At 34.1% G+C, this 26664-nt stretch carries 22 protein-coding genes and 4 pseudogenes; 20 read left to right on the top strand and 6 right to left on the bottom strand.

Annotation, left to right across the window (positions count from 1 at the left end; all coding sequences use genetic code 11):
• Positions 1 to 709 precede the first annotated feature (709 nt).
• The 17 genes and pseudogenes from PTE_RS09570 to PTE_RS09490 all read left to right on the top strand — a co-directional run bounded on the left by PTE_RS09570 (position 710) and on the right by PTE_RS09490 (position 18875).
• Positions 710 to 1864 carry a CDP-glycerol glycerophosphotransferase family protein gene (locus tag PTE_RS09570; protein ID WP_081738195.1) on the top strand — a complete coding sequence of 385 codons (1155 nt, stop codon included), beginning with the start codon at positions 710 to 712 and terminating at the stop codon, positions 1862 to 1864.
• Between the two features lie 11 nt (positions 1865 to 1875).
• Positions 1876 to 2964, top strand: coding sequence for a glycosyltransferase (locus PTE_RS09565; RefSeq protein WP_036845542.1), 1089 nt, complete (start codon positions 1876 to 1878; stop codon positions 2962 to 2964).
• Positions 2954 to 4030 (top strand): EpsG family protein, encoded by a 1077-nt coding sequence (locus PTE_RS09560; RefSeq protein WP_036845539.1) that lies wholly within the window; start codon positions 2954 to 2956, stop codon positions 4028 to 4030. The genes PTE_RS09565 and PTE_RS09560 overlap by 11 nt, the downstream gene beginning before the upstream one ends.
• 8 nt (positions 4031 to 4038) lie before the next feature.
• Entirely contained in the window at positions 4039 to 4509 is a 471-nt protein-coding gene (gene tagD / locus PTE_RS09555; protein ID WP_036845536.1) for a glycerol-3-phosphate cytidylyltransferase, read from the top strand.
• Positions 4510 to 5532, top strand: coding sequence for a sulfotransferase (locus tag PTE_RS09550; protein WP_036845533.1), 1023 nt, complete (start codon positions 4510 to 4512; stop codon positions 5530 to 5532). It begins immediately after the preceding gene.
• Positions 5533 to 5546: 14 nt separating this feature from the next.
• Positions 5547 to 6668, top strand: coding sequence for an adenylyltransferase/cytidyltransferase family protein (locus PTE_RS22800; RefSeq protein WP_051477327.1), 1122 nt, complete (start codon positions 5547 to 5549; stop codon positions 6666 to 6668).
• Positions 6665 to 7876, top strand: coding sequence for a hypothetical protein (locus PTE_RS09540; RefSeq protein ID WP_051477325.1), 1212 nt, complete (start codon positions 6665 to 6667; stop codon positions 7874 to 7876). Before PTE_RS22800 ends, PTE_RS09540 begins: the two co-directional genes overlap by 4 nt.
• Positions 7877 to 8686 (top strand): glycosyltransferase, encoded by an 810-nt coding sequence (locus tag PTE_RS09535; protein WP_036845530.1) that lies wholly within the window; start codon positions 7877 to 7879, stop codon positions 8684 to 8686. It begins immediately after the preceding gene.
• Between the two features lie 343 nt (positions 8687 to 9029).
• A complete protein-coding gene (locus PTE_RS09530) occupies positions 9030 to 9800 on the top strand; it encodes a hypothetical protein (RefSeq protein ID WP_036845527.1) in 771 nt (256 codons plus the stop codon).
• Positions 9801 to 9979: 179 nt separating this feature from the next.
• Positions 9980 to 11134 (top strand): glucosamine inositolphosphorylceramide transferase family protein, encoded by a 1155-nt coding sequence (locus PTE_RS09525; protein WP_131601474.1) that lies wholly within the window; start codon positions 9980 to 9982, stop codon positions 11132 to 11134.
• A 15-nt stretch (positions 11135 to 11149) separates the two neighbouring features.
• Positions 11150 to 12601, top strand: coding sequence for an oligosaccharide flippase family protein (locus tag PTE_RS09520; protein ID WP_036845521.1), 1452 nt, complete (start codon positions 11150 to 11152; stop codon positions 12599 to 12601).
• Between the two features lie 199 nt (positions 12602 to 12800).
• The gene (locus PTE_RS09515) at positions 12801 to 13754 is read left to right on the top strand and encodes an NAD-dependent epimerase/dehydratase family protein (protein ID WP_036845518.1); all 954 of its coding nucleotides are present in this window, start codon (positions 12801 to 12803) and stop codon (positions 13752 to 13754) included.
• A gap of 21 nt (positions 13755 to 13775) precedes the next feature.
• Entirely contained in the window at positions 13776 to 14792 is a 1017-nt protein-coding gene (galE, locus tag PTE_RS09510; RefSeq protein ID WP_036845516.1) for a UDP-glucose 4-epimerase GalE, read from the top strand.
• A gap of 765 nt (positions 14793 to 15557) precedes the next feature.
• A pseudogene (locus PTE_RS26475) lies at positions 15558 to 15690 on the top strand (IS110 family transposase); the annotation flags it as partial.
• A gap of 496 nt (positions 15691 to 16186) precedes the next feature.
• Positions 16187 to 16549: a GtrA family protein gene (locus tag PTE_RS09500; protein ID WP_036845510.1), complete on the top strand. Its 363-nt coding sequence runs from the start codon at positions 16187 to 16189 to the stop codon at positions 16547 to 16549.
• Positions 16549 to 17472, top strand: a complete 924-nt coding sequence (locus PTE_RS09495; protein WP_036845507.1) for a glycosyltransferase family 2 protein — start codon at positions 16549 to 16551, stop codon at positions 17470 to 17472. Before PTE_RS09500 ends, PTE_RS09495 begins: the two co-directional genes overlap by 1 nt.
• On the top strand, positions 17469 to 18875 hold the full coding sequence (locus tag PTE_RS09490) for a glucosyltransferase domain-containing protein (protein WP_036845505.1): 1407 nt from the start codon (positions 17469 to 17471) through the stop codon (positions 18873 to 18875). The genes PTE_RS09495 and PTE_RS09490 overlap by 4 nt, the downstream gene beginning before the upstream one ends.
• On the opposite strand, the pseudogene PTE_RS09485 reads toward PTE_RS09490, so the two are convergent.
• Positions 18862 to 19960, bottom strand: a pseudogene (locus tag PTE_RS09485) (ISAs1 family transposase). The gene PTE_RS09490 and the pseudogene PTE_RS09485 sit on opposite strands and share 14 nt — an antisense overlap.
• 132 nt (positions 19961 to 20092) lie before the next feature.
• On the opposite strand from PTE_RS09485, the pseudogene galE (PTE_RS09475) reads away from it, so the two are divergent.
• Positions 20093 to 20941 (top strand): annotated as a pseudogene (gene galE / locus PTE_RS09475) (UDP-glucose 4-epimerase GalE); the annotation flags it as partial.
• Between the two features lie 42 nt (positions 20942 to 20983).
• On the opposite strand, the gene PTE_RS22795 reads toward galE (PTE_RS09475), so the two are convergent.
• Entirely contained in the window at positions 20984 to 21181 is a 198-nt protein-coding gene (locus PTE_RS22795; RefSeq protein WP_245219037.1) for a type II toxin-antitoxin system RelE/ParE family toxin, read from the bottom strand.
• A gap of 168 nt (positions 21182 to 21349) precedes the next feature.
• Between PTE_RS22795 and PTE_RS09465 the strand changes: the two are divergent.
• Both PTE_RS09465 and trmL read left to right on the top strand, forming a co-directional pair.
• Positions 21350 to 22071 (top strand): annotated as a pseudogene (locus tag PTE_RS09465) (IS1634 family transposase); the annotation flags it as partial.
• A 755-nt stretch (positions 22072 to 22826) separates the two neighbouring features.
• Positions 22827 to 23315, top strand: coding sequence for a tRNA (uridine(34)/cytosine(34)/5-carboxymethylaminomethyluridine(34)-2'-O)-methyltransferase TrmL (gene trmL, locus PTE_RS09460; RefSeq protein ID WP_036845503.1), 489 nt, complete (start codon positions 22827 to 22829; stop codon positions 23313 to 23315).
• Positions 23316 to 23423: 108 nt separating this feature from the next.
• On the opposite strand, the gene cysE is transcribed toward trmL, so the two are convergent.
• From cysE to PTE_RS09440, 4 genes are all read right to left on the bottom strand, one after another.
• The gene (gene cysE / locus PTE_RS09455) at positions 23424 to 24245 is read right to left on the bottom strand and encodes a serine O-acetyltransferase (RefSeq protein ID WP_036845501.1); all 822 of its coding nucleotides are present in this window, start codon (positions 24243 to 24245) and stop codon (positions 23424 to 23426) included.
• A gap of 52 nt (positions 24246 to 24297) precedes the next feature.
• Positions 24298 to 25320, bottom strand: coding sequence for an NAD(P)H-dependent glycerol-3-phosphate dehydrogenase (gene gpsA / locus PTE_RS09450; protein ID WP_036845499.1), 1023 nt, complete (start codon positions 25318 to 25320; stop codon positions 24298 to 24300).
• Positions 25320 to 25796 (bottom strand): protein-export chaperone SecB, encoded by a 477-nt coding sequence (gene secB, locus PTE_RS09445; protein WP_021324088.1) that lies wholly within the window; start codon positions 25794 to 25796, stop codon positions 25320 to 25322. The genes gpsA and secB overlap by 1 nt, the downstream gene beginning before the upstream one ends.
• A 69-nt stretch (positions 25797 to 25865) precedes the next feature.
• Positions 25866 to 26303 carry a rhodanese-like domain-containing protein gene (locus PTE_RS09440; RefSeq protein ID WP_036845497.1) on the bottom strand — a complete coding sequence of 146 codons (438 nt, stop codon included), beginning with the start codon at positions 26301 to 26303 and terminating at the stop codon, positions 25866 to 25868.
• Positions 26304 to 26664: the final 361 nt, after the last annotated feature.

Here is a 26664-nt window from a genome sequence, read left to right as displayed (position 1 = left end):
TGTAATAGAATTAAAGTCAGCCAATATTTAAAAATAGGAAGTATAAACAGCGGACTATCATTGTGGACAACATTGAATGGAGGAAATGCCTTAATGTACTGATCTAAATGGCCCTACGCCAAAAACACAGGAGAAGCATAGGTGTTGTGTGATGTAGGAGAAAGAACTCAATAAATAATTATATTATCTAAAGCCCTTCAAGTGGCCCCACTGCTCAGAAAAAATAACATTTTCACACCTTTCTTTAATTAAACAGCTAACTGAATCCCCCTTAAGCCTACCGAACTTGACTCTCACCTAGCAAATAACCTCAAATCCAACCACAGGAACGATTCTAACAAAAAACCATCAAAATCCCCGATTGGCAGCCTTATTCTATCAATTAATTAAACAAGCAGCTTGTTAAGCTTGACCCGGAGAAGCTTACAGTTTATTCTCCCCCCAAATAGTTATAAAATCCTATCCCCCATTACTTTTTGTTACGGCAGGCAAAAGTGCTGGAAAATCAATATAGTGGGTAAGATTATAGAATCCTATAGGCGTTCTGGGAGCCAACAACCTAGTGCGGTAGCTTTATTTAATAAAAAGTATTGAATTTAATTTAGGGTAACATAGCTATAATGCGTTTAATAACAAAATAATAGTTCAATCTGCCAGAGCAAATATCGATTGACACTGCATCCGTTTAACAACATATATAATATTTATAATGGAAAATTTATTTAATTATCTTCTTTGCTTTATTTTACCTCTAATATGTCGAGAAAGAAAAAATTTGGTCATTCTTACATTTGATAAAAATAATATTAAATTCAACTCTAAAGCATTATTTGAATACTCACTTAAAGAAAATGTACTTAATGTTAAATACATCATAAATAATGATGAATTGAGAAAAGAGCTTATTCAAAAATATGGTGATAAGTTTATAACAACTAAAAAAATAAAAGATATAATACAGATATCAAATGCAAAGGTTTGGGTTACCGATGGTGGCTTTCCTCTTAAAACACCATTTGGACATAAGAATAGAATTTTAATTAATTTATGGCATGGTATTCCACTGAAAAAAGTAGGTATCATGGGGTATTCAGGATTACCAAAATTAAGAATGTTTTTAACTCTTAAAATGTTCGCAAGACACTACACTTTATTTTCTGCAACAAGCTCAAATTTATCATCAGTTTATTCGAAAAGTTTTTTAATCAATAAAGATAGAATAAAGCCATTAGGACAACCAAGAAATGATGCATTATTTGAAAATCATTATTCAATCAGTGATTATATTACTGATTTACCCGAATATAAGAAAGTCATCTTATATGCACCAACATGGAGGACAGGAATTTACGGTGATGACTGGATTGGAGAAGACACAGAATTCTTCCCATTTTCAGATTTTAATCAAGATGAACTTGAAGAATACCTAAAAGAAAATAAAATTTTACTTTGTTTAAGGCCTCATCATTTACAAAATATAGAGATAAAAAACTCAGATTGGATTAGAAATTTCTCATCAGATGTTTGTAATGAAGTTATGGATGTTATAGCAAAATTTGATTTGCTAATAACAGATTATTCAAGTATTTATTTTGATTTTTTAATATTGAATAAGCCTATTTTATTCTTACCTTATGACTTAGAGTTGTATGAAAATAATATAGGCTTAAATTTTGATTATCAAACTGTTACACCTGGACCAAAACCAACAAGTCAGAATGAATTTGTTTCTGAAATCTCTAAATTGCTATACACTGAAACTTATTACAAAACTGAAAGACATAAAGTTAATCATTATTTCAATGAAGCTAAGTATGGAAGTTGCCAAAGAATACACAATTTTATCATTAAGTATTTGGATTAAAAATAAAAATTATGGCTAAAAAATTAGTATTTCTGACTGAAAGTATGGTTGGTGCCGGCGGTGTAGTTAGAGTAATTAGTTCATGGGCCAATTATTTTTCTGGGATAGATTTTGATTGCAAAATACTATCAGTTATTCCTGGTAAAGCATATTTTAATTTAGATAAAAATATCAATTTTAAAATAAAAAAATATATCTTTAAGAATAAAATATTAGCTTTGCCTATAAATTTACTCTTGATTCTTCCTATTTTAAAAGAAGCAAAAGATTCATATCTGATTGTTAATAAATCAGCTTATATAGAACCTATCTATTTCTGGAGAAAATTAGGCTTTTTTAAAAATATCAAGCTTGTTTATTTCTCTCATGGTGGAAATAATGAATTTGAAAATTTTTATATGTCCCGCCGTAGCACTAAACATCGAGTGCGCATGATTTTTGATGTATTTGATAATGTAGTTTGTTTGTTCAAAAATACCGACACTACACCAGATGTTGTAAAAAACGAAAAAATAACATTCATCACTAATCCATGCCCAATTCCAATTCATGTAAGAAAAATTGATGAGTATGATAAAATTGTAACTTTTATCGGACGTGTAACCAAAGAGAAAGGAGTTGACGATTTGATAAAAGCTTGGCAGATAATTGAATCCAAGCATAATGACTGGAAATTAGAGATTGTTGGTGATGGGGTTGATAAAGAAAAATTTATATCACTAGCTCAAAAACTAGAATTGAAGAACATTTTATTTTATGAATCAACAAATGATGTAATGAAATATCTTCGTAGAGCAACAATAAGTGTATTGCCTTCTTTATTTGAAGGAATGCCACTAAGTATAATTGAGGCTAAGTCTCAAGGGTGCGCTATCATTTCAACAAAGACAACTGGTGGGAAACAATTAATTAATGATATGGCAAACGGCCTATTAGTCGATATCTCAGATGTGCAAGAATTAGCTGATAAGATTGAATTTTTAATTAATGATAAGAACTTAAGAAATAGAATCATAAAGCAAGGTTATTTAGAAGCGAATATTTTTGAGATACAATATATAGCGAAGAATTGGAAGAGTATTTTTAACGATGATATCTGAATATAGCTCAACTCTCCTATTAGGTTTGTCGTTAGTTTTTTTATTAATATCCATTTTTACAGCAATGGGGAAAAATGAATTTTTTTCTAATTTTATCGCCTTATTTCTGATTATTATATATGTAACCCTATTTGGACTTCGTGATTATTCTATTGGTTCTGATACTAAAGCGTATGTGGAAAACTTTCTTTATAACAATCGAGATTTTGAAATTTTATTTTCAGCAATAACCCAATTAATTCATTTATTCACGAATGATCCAACTAAATATTTTATAATCTTATCATTGACTTATGGAGTAAATATATTTACTGCCTATGTAATATTTGGTAAGAATATAAAAACTTATACAATTATATTTATATGGACTGTTTTATTTAGTCAAGGAATGCTTACTGGAACGATTAATTTATTTAGGCAAGCTTTTAGTTTTTCATTCTTTTTACTAGGTTTAGGAATTTATTTAAGAAAAGATAAAATAAGTTTTCTTTCATGTCTTCTTTTCATATCATCCATACTCATTCATAGTTCTAACTCTATTTTTCTATTATCATTATTTTTTTCTAGATTTATTAATATTAGATTAATGTTTTTCATTTTTATTATTTCATTATTATTATTATTTGGTGGTTTTGGACAGTTTATCGTAGATAAATTCGGGGATTACTATATAGTACAAAGAACATTAGCTAGACATATATATTTTAATGAGCGCCGCTCAATATCAACCATGTATATGAACATTTTTTTATACTCTTCTCATTTATTAATATTTTTATGTTTCTATAAGAATAAGATAAAAGACAAAGTATATACAGATTTATTAAAACTATATGGGTTAACATTATCAATATCTGTTTTTCTATCTTTTAATAGAGAGATAGCTCTCAGGAACTATATTATGTTGCAATATACAATCCCGATTTTATATATGTATATATCTTCATATATAAAACAAAAATTAATATTCAGTATTCTATTTGCTAGTTATACATTGCTATATCTTTATTATTTATTAAGTCGAACTTGGTTCACTGATCAATTCTTAGGAAAGATTACTTCATAAGGAAAAAAATGAAAAAAGTTATAACATATGGAACATTTGATCTTTTTCATGTGGGACATATTCGACTTTTGAAGCGGCTAAAAACGCTTGGTGACTATTTGATCGTCGTAATTTCTACTGACGATTTTAACCGACTTAAGGGAAAGAAATCATTTTTTTCTTATGAAGAACGAAAAGAAATTGTTGAAGCTTGTAAATACGTTGACATGGTTCTCCCCGAAAATATCTGGGAGCAAAAAAGAACGGATATCATTGATAATAAAGTAGATATACTTGGAATGGGAGATGACTGGAAAGGTCATTTTGATGATCTAAATGATGTATGTGAAGTCGTTTATTTAAAACGAACTGAAGATATTTCAACAACTCAGATTAAAAATAAATTGTCAGTTATTACACCTCAAAAATTACAAGAGCTTGAAAAATCAGTTCACAATGTTTTTGATATCGTAAAAGCAATATCTGGAGCTAATAGATAAATGTCAGGACCCAAAGTAATTACATGTACTGGTTATGGTGGTACCGGTTCAAGTGTTGTTTCAGATTTATTGAAAGAGTTCTCTAATATCTGCTCATTCGGAAATTTCGAATTTAGATTCTTACAAGACCCCCATGGCCTTAGAGATCTAGATTATGGCATTGTTCAAAATAATAATCGTTTAACTACAAGTTATCATATTAATAATTATATAAGATATGTAAATTTTCTAAGTAAAAGTAATGTTTATTCATATGAGCGCTTCTTTGATAATAAATTTAGAAAAATTACAGATGAATACTTAAGAAATATCATTAATGTAGAGTGGAATGGGTTTTGGCATCAAGATATTATTGATGAGAAACCTCTTAGAAAGTTTGTATATTATCTTGAAAGATTCTATCAGAAAAGAATTCTAAGGATAAACGAAGGTGGTGCAAAAATATACAGTAAAATTTTTGATAAGAATATGTATTACTCTTATCCAAAGGAAACTTTTTATATTGAAACCCGTAAATATTTGAGAAACTTAATTAACGCATCAAACCACAATTCAAAAGAATATGTAGTATTTGATCAACTCGTTCCACCTAATGATACCAACCAATACTTAAAGTATTTTGATGAGTTAAGAATCATTATTGTTGATCGTGACCCTCGTGATTTATATCTTTTAAATAAATGTCAATGGAATGAGAAGTGGATTCCTACCGAAAATATTCATGCCTATATTAATTGGTTCAGAATACTTAGAGAACACCAGAAATTTGAACAAGAAGATAGTGAAAGAGTTCTTAGATTACCTTTTGAAGATTTTATCTATAAATATGATGAAACAATACAAAAAGTATGTAAATTTTGTTGTATTGAAAACATCAGGCATGCTACTAAATACAAATATTTTGATCCAAAAATATCAATAAATAATACAAACTTAAAAACCAGATATCCTGAATATAATGCTGAAATCAGTTTTATTGAAAAGGAACTTACTGAGTTTTGTTATAATTTTTCACATAAGTAATTAAAGATGTAATTATGAGAAATATTATCTATACATCTGGTGTTTTTGACCTATTACATGCCAGCCACGTTAGAGCCTTAAAATCAGCCAAAGCCCAGGGCGATGATAACGCCATTTTAATTGTGGGTGTTGCTACAGACGAAGATACCCAAGCTTATAAAAGAAAGCCAGTTATACCTTATGAACAACGCGTAAAAATGATCGATTCTCTAGATTTTGTTGATAAAGTGATTACAGCGCCACTTTTTACTAATAAACAGTTCTATGATTTTTTCGGTATTACTTTGCACGTCCAAGGTGAAGATGATGCTGGTGAAATTGATTATTACAAGGGTGGGAAAGATCTTTCAATTATGAAATTTATCGGACGAGATCCGATCGAATCTACAACATCATGTATCTCAAAGTTAAATGATATTATCGGCAACGATTTTGTTGTTGAACCTCTTCATGGCGGTATTTCTAATATGACCTGGAAAGTATCATCATCAAATTCTAACAAAAAATATGTACTTAAATATTTGCAAGCATCAAGTATTGAGTCATTTTCTTTAAGGCATGATTGTATCATTCTAGGTGGAACTTTTGCGCTTTATAAATACATTGAAGGCATAGTTGGTCACGTTACAAGTAAAGAACTTATTGAGTATTTTCAAGAAAAAAGAAGATTAAATAAAAATTTTTTAACAGCATCTAAAGCAAAAAAAGAAATGGCAGAGCCTTTCCCTGCTTTGATGAAATATCTTAATAAGAAAAACGATATTTTTTTGAAAGAATTCAATTTTTATGAATCTATTTTCAAAGCAGGACGAGAATGGTGCTGGTCACATAACGATCTTGTACGCGAAAATATCATCAAAACCGAAAGTGGTATTAAATTTATCGATTGGGAATATGCTGACTTAGCACCTTTCGAAATGGATATAGCTTCATGCATTGTTAATAATGTTGTTGATTTTTCTGATTTAAATTATGATGAATTCGATCTTAAATTTATAAGCCTTCTTGTAATGTTTCAGTGTCAGGTTTGGATAAATTGGTACTATCAACACCCTGATAAATATGACGAAAATATACTCTCAAATTACAGAAATAAGTTTAATTATTTCAGAAAAATATCAAAAGAGCTTAAATGATGGGGTTATTATTAGCCACAAATCTAAATGTGGCGTGCATATTAGTATTATTATTAGCAGTATTGATACTAATAAAATACAGGAATGTTACATATAATGAGAAAGAAGTACCATCAGCAATGCCTGCTTCACAAATAGTGTTTCTTTGTATTCTTTTTACATCAGGTCTTGATATTGGCCTTATTATGTTCCCACTAATGGAATATAAAAATTATACAGAACCTAAATATTTAGGCATTAATCCACTTTCTCTCGAAATAGGTTTTTGGGGTGGCGCTGTTTGGGTTTTTTATTTTATTACAACTTTCTATTTTGCCTATTTAGAGCCTAAGGTTAAAATATTTGAGAATAATGTAATTAAATTTATCCTTGCATTGTTGATGCTATTAACTTGTGCCTTTACTGCTCATCTATTTGTAATATTTTTTAAATATTATTTACCAGAATTCGTTGTTAAAAAATATGATAGTATTTTTACACATGAGAATATTGTTATTTTCACTGTTGGTATTTTATCATTATCAGCATTGTCAGCCCTTAAAGTCAAATTTATCAAAATATTAAGTTACCTATCGGTGCTATTCTTTGGGGGACTTATTTTTTGGGGGTTCGCTCTTAATATAGAGCAGCATTCGTTGCCTTTTTTCTTTACCATATTGGGTAATGGAATAACTGGTTATATTAAAAATATTTCTAAATTTATTACTCCTATCAATGATTACCATCAATTTTATATGTTCTGGTGGTTCTCATGGAGTTTAATGATTGGTAAGTTTGTTGCTACTTTTCTACCTAAAGGAATGAAACCGTTAAAGCTATTTTTGCTAATGATTATTGCTCCAACAATTCTATTAGCTATATGGTTTACCGTTTTATATATTTTTACTCTAAATAATTTTGTTATCCCAGAAATGTATTTAGTTTTAATGTCTATTGTTGGTTTACTTTTTGTAATCAACTCATTTGATTCAATACTTCGTGTTAGTGCTAATTTACTTAAAAATTCAATATCTTTAAGTAAATATAGAAATGCACTATTTATTGCATACGTATTGCTTGTTGTATTCTTTATTGGTTACGCAGGATTTACAAACAGTTCCGAGGGTATTATTAAAATAGATTATACTGGAACCCTAGCAATCTTGATTATTTATTATATGCTTTATTGTTTAGCTCGCAATTATTTATCGCGAAAAAAGGTATCATAAATGTATAATTTTTCAGTACTAATATCTGTTTATCATAAAGAGCAACCATCTTTTTTTGATCAAGCTCTTCGCAGTGTTTATGAGCAAACTTATCAATCAAACGAAGTTGTTATTGTTCAAGATGGCAAGCTGACTAAAGAATTATACGAAATTATTGAAAAATGGCGTAGTAAGCTACCAATAAAAGATATTGTTCTTGAGCAAAACAAAGGATTAGGCATCGCACTAAACAAAGGGTTATATGCATGTTCTAATGACTTGGTCATGCGAGTGGATACAGACGATATCAATAAGCCTGATAGATTTGCAATTCAATACACTTATATGCAAGATAATCCAAATATAACAGTTTGTGGATGTCATATTGCTGAGTTTGATGAAAATCCTTCAGATATCAAGGTACATAGACGCGTACCAATTGGGGATAAAATAAATTCAATTATAAATAAGCGTAACCCCATCAACCATATGACAAGTTGCCTCCGAAGAGATCATATTCTTGATGTTGGCGGATACCTGCACTTAACCTATATGGAGGATTACTACCTCTGGGTACGGTTGTATGCAAAAGGTTTCAAACTGGAGAATCTAGATAAAGTACTTGTATTGGCCCGTACAGGTAACAGTATGCTAGAAAGGAGAAGAGGGTTCGTGTATTTCAAATCAGAAATGAATATGCTGCAAAAGTTATTGAGTTTGAATATTGGTAACAAATTTAGCACAATCACGTATTTTTCTCTTAGAGCATCTATACGATTGATACCATCGCCCTTACTTTCTAAGATATACTCCTTACTAAGAAATAAATAACATAGCATCCTAATAAGCTATCGAGAAATGACGTTGAATAGGAGATTATGACTCTAATTAACTAACTCGTAGTAATATAGGCACCGATGACCTTTTTGTGGCTCTCCACAACGTGGAGGAAAAAATCGTTTTTCTTGCTAGCAACTTAAGAAGAATTTGTAATTTAGGATTATATCGCTTAATACGTTTCATGAAGAGTTTTCCAGCAAGATGAACATTTTAGACTGCCCATATGCAGCTTTCCCAATCAGCGACAATGCAATATATATTGAGTTCATATATTCTCATTGTAGAGCTTAAATAAGACCATATTAAATAGATAAATAGATAAATAGGCTGAAACATGTTCAATTGTAGCTATACTCGAAATGGTCTGAAGATTCTAGAAGTTTATTACACTTCAGATATAAATAAAATTTATATCGATCATAAAAACAGAAAATATGATATTTTAAAGTGTTATCAAGTTAATGAAAAAATACCAAACTTACAAGAATTTCATACCTTACAAATAGATTTAGAAAGAAGTATTGATGAAATTTATTCAAATTTTGCTAAAAACACTCGTAATGAAATAAATAGAAATATGAAAAATGATGACATAGAATACGTTATCAACAGTAAAGTTTCCAAGGAAAACATTGAATTATTTATTACTATGTTTAAAGATTTTGATCGTATGAAAAATCTTAATACTAATATATCTGAGCTTGAAAATACCCTTATTAGAAATATCGATAATCTTACATTTTTTCAAGGTTTAAAAGATAGCAACATTCTAGTTTTCAATATTTATTACCATGATAACATCCGTGCAAGATTAAAGTGTTCAATTTCAATCCGAAGTGATAATAATCAAGAAAGAAACCTTATAGGAAGAACAAATAGAGCTTTGTGTTTTAAAGCCATATCTCATTTTAAAGAAAACGGCTATAAAATATTTGACTTAGGTGGAATTTCTTTATCTGAAAAAGACAAAGACAAAAAAAATATCGATTCATTCAAATCCAAATTTGGAGGCGTTTTGGTAACAGAATACGAAGGGAATTCACCTTTAAGTTTGAAAGGCAAATTATTCATGCTCTTATATAAAATCAAAAATAAGATAAGATAATTAAATCTAGCATAAATAGAAATACCTTCAATAAAACAAGTAGTTATTATTGAATACTTTATTTATATCTCGTCAGCGTAATCTTGATTTTTTAAGAAAAATATTCACATTAAACTAAACAGCATAGTTTTTAATATAATATAAATCATGATTTAAATTATATGCAGTTGGAGAAAACCTTGATTTCTGTAAAAGTCGGCAGTGGAAAATCTATTGATTCTGAAGTAGTAAATTCATGTTTGTTTTATAATAAATTAATGTTAGAATTTTCATTCTCTGATGGAGATATTATAAAGTCATCTTTATTACCCAATAGAGTTTCATTTGCAAAAAATAAGAAGCTCATTAATGAAAAAATTGCTTTATTCGAGAAGAGATTTAATCAAGAAGTTAAGATTTCTAATCCTAAACGCATACTATTTATAGAATCTTTCTTATACTATTTTTGTTTAGTAGTAAAAAATATCTTTGTTAAATTTTTTATGCCAAACCAATGGATTATGGCATATCGCAAAACTGGTAATAAACACTGGGAACTCATTGAGTTTAAAAAAAACGAATTAATGGCAGATCCTTTTATTTATTATCATGATAATAAATACTATGTGTTTTATGAGAGTTTAAATTACGATGTTAACAGAGGACACATTGCTGTTGGCGAGTTAGATACAGAAAAAAATAAAATCATAAATATTAAAAAAGCTATTGATGAAAACTATCATCTTTCTTTCCCTTACTTATTTGAGATTAACTGCGAATTATATATGATTCCTGAATCATCAGAAAATCATACAATAGATCTTTATAAATGTGCTGAATTTCCATATAAGTGGAATAAAGTAAAAACACTTATTAATAATATCGAAGCTGTTGATACAGTTCTGATTGAAAATAAAGGTATGTGGTACTTGCTTACTAGTGAAAAAATTTGCGGTGCATCTTACGGAGATGAATTAACCATATTTACAAGTGAAGACCCATTAACCAAGTCGTTTCGGCGTCTTTCGAATATCCCCGCTGTTCATGACGTTGCTTTAGCTCGTAACGCTGGTTCTATTTATATGAATAAAACAGGCAACTTATATCGAGTATCACAAGACTGTTCTCGTCGATATGGCTATAAAGTTAACATGATGAAAATTAATCAATTATCTGAAAATGGATATCGTGAAGAATTCATATCTAAATTTGACTTACCTAAAAATACAATTGCAATGCATACATACAACTTTGCTAACGAAATAGAAATTACTGATTTAAAAATCATTAATAAAGATATTATTTCATTAGTAAGAAATGCTCTTCGTATTTTCAAAAAAATGATTAAAAAATAACGAATTACAATTAATATGTCGAAATCAATCACTGTTAATGGTATATATAAACTGGCTTTAAATCTATTCAGATTTACCCTACCAGCTCTAATTATACCTTATATATATCGCACATTATCACCTGATAATATTGGTGTTGTTAATTATGCCGAAAGTATTTATTCATATATAAATACTATAGCAATATTAGGTATCTATTATTACGCCATAAGAGAGCTTGGGAAAATAAGGTCTGAAAAACACAAAGCATCAGAGTTATTTTCAAATATATATTTAATAAATATATTTACTATTTTATTCTCTTTGATTATATACTATTTTATTATTTTTCACTTCATAACAGACCAAAAGACTTACATAGTTTCTCTTATACTTACAGCTAAATTATTACTTCTAGCCTTTGATATTGAGTGGGTCAATGAAGCCTATGAAGAATATAAGTTTATATCGTTAAAGACAATGTCTTGCAGGGCAATTTCCTTAATTTTAATGTATCTATTAGTGAATGCCAAAGAGGACTACATAATCTACGTCTGGTTAAATGTACTCTTCGATGCAAGTAATGCTCTTATTTCATTCTTCTATATTATTTTTTATAAGAGAAACGTTTATTTTTCAGTGAAGCTCATCAGGTTTGACTTGCTAAAAAAACACTTCAAAAAAGTATTATCAACATTATTTATCATTGATATCGGCTTTTTCTTTTTCAGCTTCGATAAAGTAATGTTAGGTGCATACTCATCAATTGAAGAAGTTGCTTTCTATACTCTTGTTGAAAAAATAATACTAATTATTGCTGTTTTTTCTTCAACCTTGACCCAAGTAACTTTACCTCGATTATCTATACTTGCAAATTCGAATCGAGAGGAGTTTCTTCTGTTAATACAACGAATTTTTACCGCATTAATGATGATAATAATACCATCATTATTCGGTGTTTTCATTTTATCTAAAGAGGTTCTCTACATATTTGGTGCAACTGAATATACTAATGCCGCTCCTGTAATGAAAGCTTTCATTTTCTATATCATGATATTCGCTTTATTAAAAGTATTGGGTAGCCAAATTTTGTTTGCTTTGAATAAAGAAAAAATCTTTATAAGATTATTGATCACATTCAGTTTGATAAATATCCTCATAAAATTTTGTATGAAAGATCACCAGACAGCTCAAAGCAGTATACTAATTACAATATCATTATTATCTATTTTGTGTTTATTTCTTTATGCTTACATATATTACATAGAAGGGATAAAAATTAACTTTTTAAATAGAAATTTTTTTATTTACATTATTGCTTCTTTACCTATGTCTGGTATTTATTTACTACATAAATACTTTGTAGATACATATACATTTACTGCAATAAGTATAATCTATGCTTTTGTAAGCTATACCTTAATTCTATTATTAACTAAAGAGCAAGTGTCACAAGGTTTAATTAAAAAAATATTTAGACGAGATTAATTTTATTCTCACTCTAAACAGCTTTCGAAAGAGTAATTCTGGGATATAACGTTTATATTATTGTCGTTTATTTCAATCATTTTGATATTAAAATCAGTAGAGTTACACCTTTTATCAAGTGGTCAAACTCATTATACCAATATACTTAACGTTATTATTGTAACTCTATAAAATTGTCAAAAAATAAAAAGGATGTAAAATGATCAAAATAATCGGAGGCTCCGGTTTTATTGGCACCCGTCTTTCAGCTCAATTAAAAAAAGAAAATATCAAATTTAAAATTATTGATAAAAGAAGAAGTAAAGCTTTCCCTGATAACTGGGAATATGGTGATGTTACAAAGCCAGAATCCTTATTAAAATCTCTTAAAGATGCATCTGTAATCATAAACTTAGCAGCAGAACACAAAGACAATGTTCATCCGATTAGTCTTTATTATGACGTCAATGTTGATGGGGCTAAAAACGTTTGTTCAGTCGCAGAACAATTAAATATTAAACACATCATCTTTACATCATCTGTCGCAGTATATGGCTTTGTAGAAAAAGAAACAGCTGAAGACGGAGAATTCCATCCATTTAATGATTATGGTAAATCAAAACTCGAAGCCGAGTATATATATAACGCATGGCAGATTAAAGGGAAAGATAGAACTTTAGTTACAATTCGCCCAACGGTTGTCTTTGGAGAAAAAAATAGAGGTAATGTTTACAATCTATTCCGACAGATAGCATCCGGCCATTTCCTCATGATCGGAGCAGGAAATAATAAAAAATCTATGGCATATGTAGACAATGTTGCTGCATTTCTACAATACGCTACCTTCTTTTCTTCAGGTCACCATGTGTTTAACTATGTAGATAAACCTGACTTCACAATGAATGAGCTAACAAATATCATATGTAATGCTCTAGATAAGAGAAAATCTAATATTAAGATACCTTATACTATTGGTATTTTAGGTGGTTATTGTTTCGATATATTATCTAAAATCACAGGTAAAGAATTTCCTATTAGCAGCATTCGTGTCAAAAAATTCTGTGCTCGTACACAATTCAAATCAAACTGCATTGAAGAAACTGGCTTCAAGGCCCCTGTTTCTTTAGAACAAGGTATTACTAACACTGTTCAGTCTGAGTTTAAACACCTATAAATTTATTATTCGGGATAATAGATGCCAACCTTAATCACCGGCGGAGCCGGCTATATCGGTTCACACACAGTATTAGCACTTCTGGAAAGAGGAGCTGATGTCATTGTTACTGATAATCTCTGTAATTCATCACTAGAATCTCTTCATAGAGTTGAAAAACTTACTGGCAAATCAGTGAAGTTTTATCAAGGTGATGTGCTTGACTTAAATTTACTAAATAAAATCTTCCAGGAAAATAAAATTGAATCTGTGATTCATTTCGCAGGTTTAAAAGCAGTTGGTGAATCCACCAGAAAGCCTCTTGAATATTATCAGAACAATGTTACTGGCACCCTAGTTCTATTGCGGACTATGCGTGCCAATGGTGTACATCAACTTATTTTCAGTTCATCGGCGACAGTCTACGGTGATCCTGAATTTGTACCACTCACGGAAAATTCTAAAACTGGTGGTACAACTAACCCTTATGGCACTTCTAAACTGATGGTTGAGCAAATTCTAAAAGATTTTGCCGCAGCCGAGCCAAGCTTCAAAATCACCAGTCTAAGATATTTCAACCCTGTTGGTGCACACCCATCAGGTATGATTGGCGAAGACCCTAACGGTATTCCCAATAATCTGTTACCTTATATAGCTCAGGTTGCTATTGGTCGTTTGAAATGTTTATCAGTCTATGGTAACGATTATCCAACTAAAGATGGTACCGGTGTTCGTGACTATATTCATGTGATGGATTTGGCTGAAGGACACATTGCCGCCATTGACTATCTGGATAAACAGCAATCCTATGAAGTCTTCAATTTAGGAACAGGTGCTGGTTATTCTGTACTTGAACTACTTGATGCCTTTGAAAAGGCATCAAGCAAAAATATTCTACATAAAATAACAGATAGACGCCCTGGGGATATTGCCGAGTGTTGGTCTGATCCATCCAGAGCCCGCGATATCCTCGGTTGGCAGGCGACGCGCAATATCGACGATATGATGAGTGATAGTTGGAATTGGCAAAAAAACAATCCCTATGGATATGGCAATTAATAATGATGATATTTAAAAAACTAAAGGCAAATATAGATAAGAATCCTCTCATCAGATATGTCAGATTTATCCTACTTCCTTCAATTTTTTCTTCAAAAAAGGAGGTTAAGAGAAATAAGAGATATCACAAATATAATCTGGCTGCTTTGTATGCATTCCAGGAAGCGATGGAAAGTATTAACAAAACATTCTGGCTAAACTGGAGAACTTTGCTTAGTACAAATAAGAGAAAAAGACTTTATCGTACATGATAACGATCTGGATTTTGGCATGTATCCATCTGATTTTTCTTATGAAATTTAAAGAGCATTAATCTCCAAAGGTTTTAAGAAACTCAAAAAGTTTGAGAAAGATAAAGGCAAAACAGCTCTCGAATATACTTATTCCTTAAAAGGTGTACAAGTAGATATCTTCTTCTATTCTAAAAAAGGAGAGCATATGATTTGTCATCACTTTGGTGACTTTGGAGAACCGAAAATCAAAGGTAGTATTAAAAATAAATGATAAATTTGAAATTTTCGTAAGCAAAGGGTATGACTAATATTAATTTAATCATTTGGTTAAAGTAAATAATCAAGAGATAGTTTTGCGAGTGCCAAGCAAAAAACAAAATATTTCATTAATAGGTATCATGAAAAAATCAATAACGAATTAACTTCATCCTTAGGAATTAAGGTGTAAATATTTTATTCCTCCAAATGAAAGGTTAAAACCACCGGCTAAAGCCGGTCAGCTTTAGCTGCAATACTGAAGCCTTCTACAACCCGTCTTCTGGCTGCTGGGAAGCCGAAAAAAGTGGCTCTGGTTGCCTGTATTGCGTAAGCTTCTCACTATCCTGAATGCCATGGTTAAAAAGAATAAGGAATGGGATGAATCGTATCATCACATTGCCTCATAAAAATATCGTTAAAGACAGTTGCTATTTTAGTAGGTGGTAGTTTAGTTTGATCACAACACTGGCTTAAAGGCAACAAAACTCTTAAAAGGCTCTTAAACCTTATCACCAATTAACGCAAGAAACTCGGCTAATATTCTATTGATTAGTAAACAGTTAAAATATTTACATCGATCAGAGCTAGCTTTTAATAATTCATTCAATGTCTTTACTGAATTTCATCGTTACTGGTCATTACTCCATAATAAAATTATTCCTTATCCTTTTGAACATACAGCAGAAGTATTGGATTTTTTCCATCAGATTGAAGCCATTTAAATCAGCAGAGTCTTATAGCAATGAGAGTGTTTCATTTGTTTATCATAACAATTCTGCTTGCTATTCACCGATTTCTGTATGGGATAGGGAATTTCATGGGTAATTATTGTACAACCTAACAGTTGATCAAGATTCAATAAAATGAATAAACTCACGAAAATTTAATTGTTACTTCATACAAATGATAAAATTGTTCACAAAATACGTTTCTATTGGCGCTATTAATACACTCATTCACTGGACTGTTTTTGGTGTTGTACATCATCTACTTGATGCAACCCAGGCTGTCAGCAATTTAGCTGGATTTAGTATCGCTGTAACATTCTCTTTTTTCACTAATGCAAGGATTACATTTAAAGTAAAAGCTACAGGCGAGAGATATATGTCATTCATCTCATTTATGGGGTTGCTTAGTTTCTTAACTGGATATCTATCTGACAAGATGGATTTACCTACAATAGCTACGCTAATAATATTCTCAGCAATTAGCTTGGTTTTAGGGTTCATTTACTCAAAATATTTTGTATTCAAAGGTAAAGAATAATGAAAATTTCATTGATTGTGCCTGTCTTCAATGAAGAAGCAGCAATACCAATTTTCTATAAGACCGTCAGGGAAAATGAAGAACTGAAAAAACATGATATAGAAATTTTATTTATCAATGATGGTAGTAAAGACTCAACAGAGAACATCATCAATGCTCTAGCTGTTTCTGATAAGCTCGTTATTCCTTTAAGCTTCACAAGAAACTTCGGTAAAGAACCGGCATTATTTGCAGGTTTAGATCATGCTACTGGTGACTCAGTGATTCCGATTGACGTTGACTTACAAGACCCAATAGAGGTTATCCCTCAACTAATAGAAAAATGGCAGCAAGGTGCTGACGTAGTTCTCGCCAAACGAACTGACCGCTCTACAGACGGGTGGCTAAAACGCAAAACAGCAGAGTGGTTTTACAAGCTACACAACAAAATCAGCACTCCAAAAATAGAAGAGAATGTTGGTGATTTTAGGCTCATGTCACGTGACACAGTGGAAAACATCAAGCTATTGCCAGAACGCAATCTATTCATGAAAGGCGTTCTGTCATGGATCGGTGGTAAAATTGAGATTGTTGAATATACACGTGCAGAACGTGCAGCAGGTGAATCTAAGTTCAATGGCTGGAAATTATGGAATCTTGCCCTAGAGGGTATAACAAGTTTCTCAACTTTCCCTCTTAGGGTATGGACTTATATCGGTTTAGGAGTTGCAACATTTTCTTTCATCTATGGCATATGGATGATTATAGATAAATTAATTTGGGGAAATCCAGTACCAGGATATCCTTCTTTATTGGTTTCGATTCTATTTCTTGGTGGTATCCAATTAATTGGTATTGGTGTATTGGGAGAGTACATAGGTAGAATATACACTGAATCCAAACAGAGACCAAAATATTTGTTAAAAGAACAGAGAAAAAAATGAAGAATTTAAATATAACAAAAGAAAATGCAATAGCATTAATTGTGCTTTCTATTATTTATACGATACCGATAATTCTGGCCAATGTCTATTATACCGACGACATGAAACGGATTATTTATGGTTATGGATGGGATCATGATGGTAGATTTATAGCGTCATATCTTATGATGGCATTATCTTTTGGTGATATAATAGTATCATCATATCCATTCTCATTAATCATGTCATCTTTAATCATTCTTGCATCAGGGGTAATAATAACAAACACCCTTGATTTAGAAAAAAATCTTAAAATAAAATTATCACCTCTAATATTACTAGTATCTCCTTTTTTTCTAGAGAACTTAGCATATAGGTATGACAATATTCCAATGTCATTATCTATATTATTTGCATTACTACCATTTGTATTTTTCACTAAAAAATATTTTATACCTGTTTCAATAGCATGTCTTTTTCTGTCATTTGGATCATATCAAACGTCAGTTATGATATATTTTTCAATGCTGACATGCATTCAAATAAAAAACCTCACAACTAATAACACTAAAATTTTATTTAATCTATTATTTAGTTGTGTTATATCATTTATTCTAGCATACTTTTTGTACAAAAAATCACTTGACTTACTTGGTATTGAATTATCCAGAAGTAAAATAATGCCAATAAATAATTTTATTGTTAATATAAAAGAAAGAATAGAAAGATACTTCCACATATTTAATTCTTTATTTTATCAAAGTAAGTATATTTATGCAGCATTTCCCTTATTATTACTGTGTATCATCTCTTTATTTGAAAATATAATAAAGAATAATAAATCACTTTCAGTGATGTTATTTAAATTTTTATCTATATTTTTTTTATATATACTTGTTTGTATTATAATGTTAATACCTAACATTATACTTGACACGATATGGTATACAGCAAGAACAATGATAGGGTTTCCATTCGCAATATATGCATTACTCATTTTTATACCATATCTATATAAAAAATATATAAAAATAATTTATTACTCGTCAATTTCATTGCTGTTATATTTTTGCTTTCTTTTCTCTTCATTATTCGGTGAGGTTTTAAAGAACAACAATGATTATTTCAATTTTATAACAGAAAGCGTTAGTATGCAGATAACGAATAACTCAAATAACAAAGAAATATCTATAGCAATTTCAGGATCTGCACCTATACCGGAAAGAAGTAAGCTGATCTATAAAAATTATCCATTTTTATATATCTTAGCTCCATTTTACATGATAGAAGGCTGGTCTTGGGGTGTATCAGACCTATCAAGATACATTAATTACTCTTGGTCTGAAAATACTGACCAAATGATAAATGATAGGTGCACTATGGACCTANGTCGGAATCNTTTGTATTTATTTAATCAAAGATAAGCTGGCTACGAAATTCTCCTGACCAAGTCGCTCTTCGACGTTTCGCTGCTTGACTATCTTTTATACTCGTATTTTGTTTAATCACATTTAATGCTATTCGATTAAAAAGAGCCATTTGTGCTGCACCATCAGGATCTTTAAGCGAGATAGCATCTTCCCGAAAGATGACGTCCAAAACCCAGTGTAGCTCATTTTCTACTGACCAATGCTTTCTTATTGCCGTGGCAGCCCGCTCCACATCTAAAGGCAACGAACTCACATACCAGCGTGAATCACGATGGGCTGGTTGGCCTTTCACACTGCGTTCACTGACCACTTCGATAACAGACTGAATTGATGGCCATTTTTCCTGAAGTGCTGCTGGCAATGCCGCACNAATTTGCATAACATGACGGAATTCTGTCCGTCCATGCCCCTTGCTTTTCTCCGTAAACTCAGCCAGTTCGTCGTTATCATAANGCGCCGCAAAATGCGATTTAACAAACCCAGAGAGCGTTTTTTGATTCCCTTTGACGCTAACAATAAAATCNCCGCCTCNTTGGGTAATTAACTCAAGGGTTTCCTTCTGACAATGCANGGCATCCAGCGTGACAATCGCCCCATCAAGCGCCNATAANNNAANCAANTGTCNTGCAATAGGGCCTTCCTGACCTTTACTTTCNGCTGCNCGATGGTACAGGGCAACACCGGATTCCACATCATAAGCACTGACCACATGCAGGGCTTCAAACAAGGTTCCTTTNCAGGTCCCCCTCATTGTNATTTCCATCAANGGCGATGAGACTTTTTCCGGCTTTAACCAGGCGTCGGTTGATCCAGGCATAAACGGCTTCGACCAGTGCATCTTGTTCTATCATTTTGATAATATTCGCAATACAGTGGCGGCGAGGAATACCGTGAGTAAAGTTGGTATATTGTTTAAGCCACTCGAATTGTATCTCACCAAATTCCTGGATTGATTTCCAGCCAGAAGCCCCACATAACACAGCAGAAAAAGCTAAAAAAATCACATCCATTAATTCATGTTTTTTATTGATGTCAGAACGTGGGTCATTTATCTTGCTGATAAAGTTGAAAATACTCATTATTAAGATCACGCTTTTATAGAATAGAGAGATCTTAACGTTTTAATGAGAGAAGTGGCTATAAAAAGTTATATTTTGGTCTTTATTTAACCCAAATAACCTTGTTAAAATTGTGAGATCTTGCCCTGAGGTGATGTGCTTGATTTAGATTTACTCAATAAGATTTTTCAGGAAAATAACATCGAATCTGTGATTCATTTCGCAGGCTTAAAAGCAGTTGGTGAATCTACCAGAAAACCACTTGAGTATTATCAGAACAATGTTACTGGTACTTTAGTTCTGTTACAGGCTATGCGTTCCAATGGTGTACATCAACTTTTTTGTCTCTGCTCCTGTCCAGTCTACGGTGATCCTGAATTTGTGCCACTAACTGAAAATGCCAAAGTAGGTGGTACAACCAATCCTTATGGCACCTCCAAACTAATGGTTGAGCAAATTCTAAAAGATTTTGCCGCAGCCGAACCAAATTTCAAAATCACCAGTCTAAGATATTTCAACCCTGTCGGTGCACACCCATCAGGTATGATTGGCGAAGATCCTAACGGAATTCCTAATAATCTGTTGCCTTATATCACTCAGGTTGCTATTGGTCGTCTGGAATGTTTATCAGTCTATGGCAACGATTATCCAACCAAAGATGGTACCGGTGTTCGTGACTATATTCATGTGATGGATTTAGCTGAAGGCCATATTGCTGCAATTGATTTTTTGGCTAAACAACAATCTTATGAAGTATTCAACTTAGGGACTGGTACTGGTTATTCTGTGCTTGAGCTACTTCATGCTTTCGAAAAAGCAGCAGGTAAAGCAATTCCATACAAGATCACAAATAGACGCCCCGGAGATATTGCCGAGTGTTGGTCTGATCCATCCAGAGCCCACGATATCCTTGGTTGGCAAGCAACACGCAATATTGACAATATGATGCGTGATAGCTGGAATTGGCAGAAGAATAACCCCAATGGTTTTCGCTCTAATTAAGGTGTATGTCTACACTGTTTGATTCCTTAAAAGAAGTAAAATTCAGAACAAATCTGAATGACTACCTATTCGATATAGTTTCAATTCAGTATTTGTGCGCTGATAAATAAGCAAAATGTCTGGCGTTCCGTAGCATTCAAGATAGTCAATATATTGACCTGCTAATGAATGTTCACGGTAACGCTCAAAGGCCCATTGATCTGCAAGCTCATGGTTTGCAGGCTTTTTTATTATTAGCATAACGTTTTGCATCTTTTTTAAAACGACTCTGGTAAACCGTCATTCCGCACCTCATTCCTGATTTAAAAATNATGTGATTTGCCGCACGCTTTGTTGATTTACGCCTCAAATCAGATTGACNGCGATCTCCGGTTTTGATCTATTACTTCTATTTACCGGAAGCCCAACATGTCTCTCTCTGAACCTGCCATCAAACGTCTCGATCACCTCGGCCTTGTCGCCGCTTTTTGCCATGAGATCGGTTTACCCCGCATGATTGATGCTATTTTGCCTAAATATGCAGAGCATACGGTTTCTCATGGCGAGGCTCTTTTAGCGATGATCCTCAATGGGTTGGGTTTCCACAGTCGAACGCTCCATATGTGCCCTGATTTTTTTNAGCACAAACCCGTTGAACGCCTGATTGGGGCGGGAATTATGGCTGAACACCTCAATGATGATGTGCTCGGCCGCACGCTGGATGCCTTGTTTGACCACGGTGTCTCTGAAATTTATCAGGTTATCGCCGAGCAGGTTATTGATAAATTAGCCTTAAAATCCGATTCCATTCACCTTGATATCACNAGTTTTCACGTGGATGGTGAGTACAAACTCCCCGATGATGACGAGACAAAACGCATCTTTCTGGTGAAGGGGTACAGTCATGATCACCGTCCTGACCTGAATCAGGTTGCTCTGCGACTAATCTGTGAAAATCAGGCGCGGATCCCCGTATATATGCAGGCGATGAGTGGAAACACCCACAACACCTAATCGTGAGCAGAGATGACTAAACATCACATTGGTTGCCTGAAATCCGCGCAAAATCTTCCTGAAAGCTGAATGCCGATGACGCGCTTTATACCAAAAAATGTTTTTTTTCTTGTGATGACGATTCCTCTCAATATTTACGGGAATCCGAAGCAGATTGCCAGTTAATAGGCACTGAGCCCNCAACATNNATGNTGAAAANCGGNGATGCATAAGTGATCNCCCCCNACNCAATCTAGATGGNCAANNGACCNNGNNATTATGCATGTATCAGCTNTNTGCCNCCGGNAGNCAANCATGTGTATATAGGAGCTTATGCNCGCATGNNTTGANGGCTTATTTATTCGTTANCNTGATTTGGCCATGACGATAAGTTTNCTGAANANGGATTGTTGTCATTCAGNATATCTANGCAGAGCAAAAAGTTGAGCGGGGTNNNNGTTTCTTNAAAAGTCTCCTGTTTNGGNCGGGNNTTCACAGTGTGAAAAACCAAAANTGCCTGGAAGCATATNTAGNCGTTANNCANTGGAAACCCAACCCTTTAAGCCTCATCGGAACANGAGNNTCGCCCCGGGAAGNNGCAANNTCCCCAGNTTTATCCAAAAAAGAANGGNTCACCCACCCTAATCCGCTCGTCGCGNAGGANGTTTTTGACNNNTGAACGNAATAGTNCTTTTGAGTTTCAGGAACTCTGTAGGGTGATGGGAATACAGGGGTATAAAAATGAACTGTTGAAAATANGGGGACAACCNTCNNTATNATTTAAGGCCTCAATCGGGANCGCAATCTCGGCTGAGCAATTGTTGTAAATTTTCCAACAGATAAACCCAAGATGGAAATCCCCCCTGCTTCCAACTCAATTTGGATAATCTGTGCCCCTCGAAGCGGCGCGCATATGCTAAACATCGTCTTATTTGAACCTGAAATCCCGCCTAATACCGGTAATATTATTCGTCTTTGTGCCAATACTGGTTTTCAATTACATCTGATTCAGCCTCTGGGTTTTACTTGGGATGACAAACGGCTGCGTCGGGCCGGGCTGGATTATCATGAGTTTGCCAATATCAAACAGCATCATGATTATTATGCTTTTTTGGAGAATGAAGGGTTAACAGGAGAATCTTCTGCCCGGCTATTCGCACTCACGACGAAAGGAACGCCAGCACACAGTGAGGTAAGTTATCAGAGTGGGGATTATTTGATGTTCGGGCCAGAAACCAGAGGGTTACCACCCTATGTTCTGGATAATATGCCACAACAACAAAAAATCCGTATTCCAATGCTGGCAGACAGCCGAAGTATGAATCTTTCTAATTCAGTTGCTGTTGTGGTTTTTGAAGCCTGGCGGCAATTAGGTTATTCAGGTGCTTTATTGAAAGAGTAATTGCCATTGACTAAAGTTAATGCCGTGCATCTAATCAATTAAAAGACCACGGCATTTTTGACTATTCAGTTTTGTGAACAATATTTCTTAAACACAGTTGTTCACAAATTAAATCCCATCACCATACTCAAAGCCATTGTTGATACCATTAAAATGTTGGTTCATATCCAATGAGGGTTTTTCGCTTTCAGGTTTACCGACAATACGGGCTGGCACACCAGCGGCTGTTGTGTGTGGTGGAACAGAGCGAAGGACTACTGATCCTGCACCAATTTTTGCCCCACGACCAATTTCTATATTGCCAAGTATTGTTGAACCCGCGCCAATCATCACCCCTTCCCTGACTTTCGGATGACGATCACCCCCGGTTTTACCTGTACCACCAAGGGTGACGGATTGCAGGATAGAAACGTCATTCTCCACTACCGCCGTTTCACCAATCACAATGCCGGTAGCATGGTCAAGCATGATGCCACAACCAATCTTAGCTGCCGGATGAATGTCAACACCAAAAGACATTGAGATTTGGTTTTGCAGGTAAATAGCCAGTGCCTTACGCCCTTCCCCCCATATCCAATGGGCAATACGATAGGCTTGCAAAGCATGGAATCCTTTGAGGTAAAGCAGAGGCGTTGAGTATTTATCTACCGCAGGATCACGTAAACGCACCGCTATGATGTCGCGGGCAGCAGAGACTATCATTTTCTGATCTGAGCTATAAGCCTCTTCTACGATCTCTCTGACGGCAATAGCCGGCATAATCGGCGTAGCCAGTTTATTAGCCAACATATAACTTAGAGCACTACCAAGATTTTCATGCTTGAGTAATGTCGCATGAAAAAAACTGGCTAACATCGGTTCACATTCAGCCAGTGCTCTCGCTTCTGTTCTTATGCTTTTCCAAACTTCGTCCAATTCTTCCAGCGACATATTTTTTACTCTCACAGTTAGAACCTATCTTTTTTATTAGATTTTTTCCGATTCAAGAGCGTACATTATCGCTCTCGTCCTTTCTGGCTCTTCCTAATAATGCTTGAGCAGCTTCTATCACATTTTTATTGCAATACAGTATTTGATAGATTTGTTCTGCAATCGGCATTTCCACACCGGCACGTTCGGCCAATGCGCGCACTTCTTTGGTATTGCGGTAACCTTCAACAACCTGTCCAATCTGGCACTGAGCTTCTTCAACGCTAATTCCCTGCCCCAGCATCATGCCAAAGCGACGGTTACGTGATTGGTTATCTGTACAAGTTAAGACCAAATCACCCAATCCCGCCATACCCATAAAGGTTGAAGGATCCGCGCCAAGAGCGGTACCAAGGCGACTCATTTCTGTTAATCCACGGGTAATCAATGCAGTACGTGCATTAGCACCAAACCCCATGCCATCAGATATTCCCGCACCTATAGCAATCACGTTTTTTACGGCACCACCAAGTTGAACGCCAATAAAATCGGGATTTTTGTAAACACGGAAGCTTTTGCCACAGTGGAATAGTTGCTGAAGTTCATCACTAAAGGCAGATTCAGTAGCAGAAATCGCTATCGCTGTGGGTAAACCAGCCGCTAATTCTTTGGCAAAGGTTGGGCCAGAAAGCACCGCCAACGGTATTTTATTACCTAATATCTCACGGGCCACGTCCTGCAATAACCGGCCAGTATCCGCTTCCAGACCTTTAGTTGCCCAGACGATACGCGAATCAGGCAGCAGATGTGGTTTTACCTGCTTTAATACCTCGCCAAATACATGGCTAGGAACTACAACAAGAATGTTGCGGCTTGCTGTCAGTGCTTTTGTCAGGTCTGTTTCAAGCAATAAACTGTCAGGGAAGGAGACATCCGGCAGAAATTTCTGATTACAACGTGCCTGTTGCAATGCCTGAATATGCTTTGAGTCATGTCCCCAAAGCACAACATCATGACCATTACGCGCCAACGTAATGGCTAATGCGGTGCCGTATGAACCGGCACCGATAACTGTCATAGAAACAGTACTATTCATTAAGCTTCCTGTTGAGCTTGTTCGTCATTCTGAGGCTGCTCTGCTTGCTGTTGCAGGTAGTTCATGAACAGAGCATCAAAGTTTACCGGAGCAAGGTTCAGTTGTGGGAAAGTACCACGGCTCACCAGGCTGGTGATGCATTCACGAGCATATGGGAACAGGATATTCGGACAATATGCACCCAGGCAATGAGCCAGCTGAGTTCCTTCGATACCTTCAATAGAGAAAATACCGCCTTGCTGTATTTCACACAGGAATGCCGTCTCTTCGCCCAGCGCTGCCGTCACAGTTACACGCAGAACAACTTCATAAACCCCCTGAGCCAACTCACTGGAAGCCGTATCCAGATCGAGCTTTACTTCCGGCTGCCATTCCTGTTGGAACACCTGCGGTGCGTTTGGTGCTTCAAAAGAGATATCTTTGGTGTAGATACGTTGGATCTGGAAAGCCATTTCTGTGTTGTTTTGTTCTGACATAATAATTGTTACCTTTAGATGTCCTTATTAAATTTTTTACGTGAATGTCTCCACTCACACCCAAAATGATTACTTTTTACCACGCGCCAATGGTAAGTTTTCGCCTGTCCAACCAGCCAGACCTTCTTTCAGGGAGCATACGCGTTCAAAACCAGCACGGAGAAGATTCTCAGCCGGAGTGCGCGATTCAGTGCCATTCGCTGAAACAACAATCACCGGCTGCTTTTTATGTTTTTCCAACTCAGCCAGGTTGTTGTCTTTGATTTCAGATGGAGTCAGGTTTATTGAACCAATGATATGCCCTTTGCGGAAATCTTCACGGGAACGTAAATCCACGACGATGGCTTCTTCTTTATTGATCAGATTAATCGCTTGTGCACGGGTTATCTCTTTGGTTTTAGAGAAGAGACTTTTCATCGTCGTCACAATAACGGCAACCAGCAGTGCAATCCAGATGAGGCTTAAGGTCATGTGCTGATTAATAAATTGCATGATTTCTTGCAGCATGGGGGGCAAAAACTCCCGTTGGTTATTAACAAATATCTAAGACTCCAGAGTATACCTTTGTGTTGTGTCAATTACAGCCAAATAGCATAAGCTCAATGCAAATTTTGCGGAGAGTTTCGAGAAAAAATAAAAATATGCTGAAAATGGAACGCGTTAAGTACGCTATCAGAAGATTCTCTGCCACACTGAACGAATACAGGAATCCAGGCAATAAATAGGCTAAAGTGGCTAATGTGCCCAGTTATTATCTGATTTCAATGTTGAAACAATATTATCCGGAAGTGTAAAAAATCAGCAAAGCATCTGGTAACCAATTGTTCAACATGAAATAATCTGATGCTATACAGTCGCAAGGTATATT

Source organism: Photorhabdus khanii NC19 (genome assembly GCF_000517265.1).
Lineage (GTDB): Bacteria > Pseudomonadota > Gammaproteobacteria > Enterobacterales > Enterobacteriaceae > Photorhabdus > Photorhabdus khanii.
This window is presented reverse-complemented; position numbering and strand designations above follow the sequence as displayed.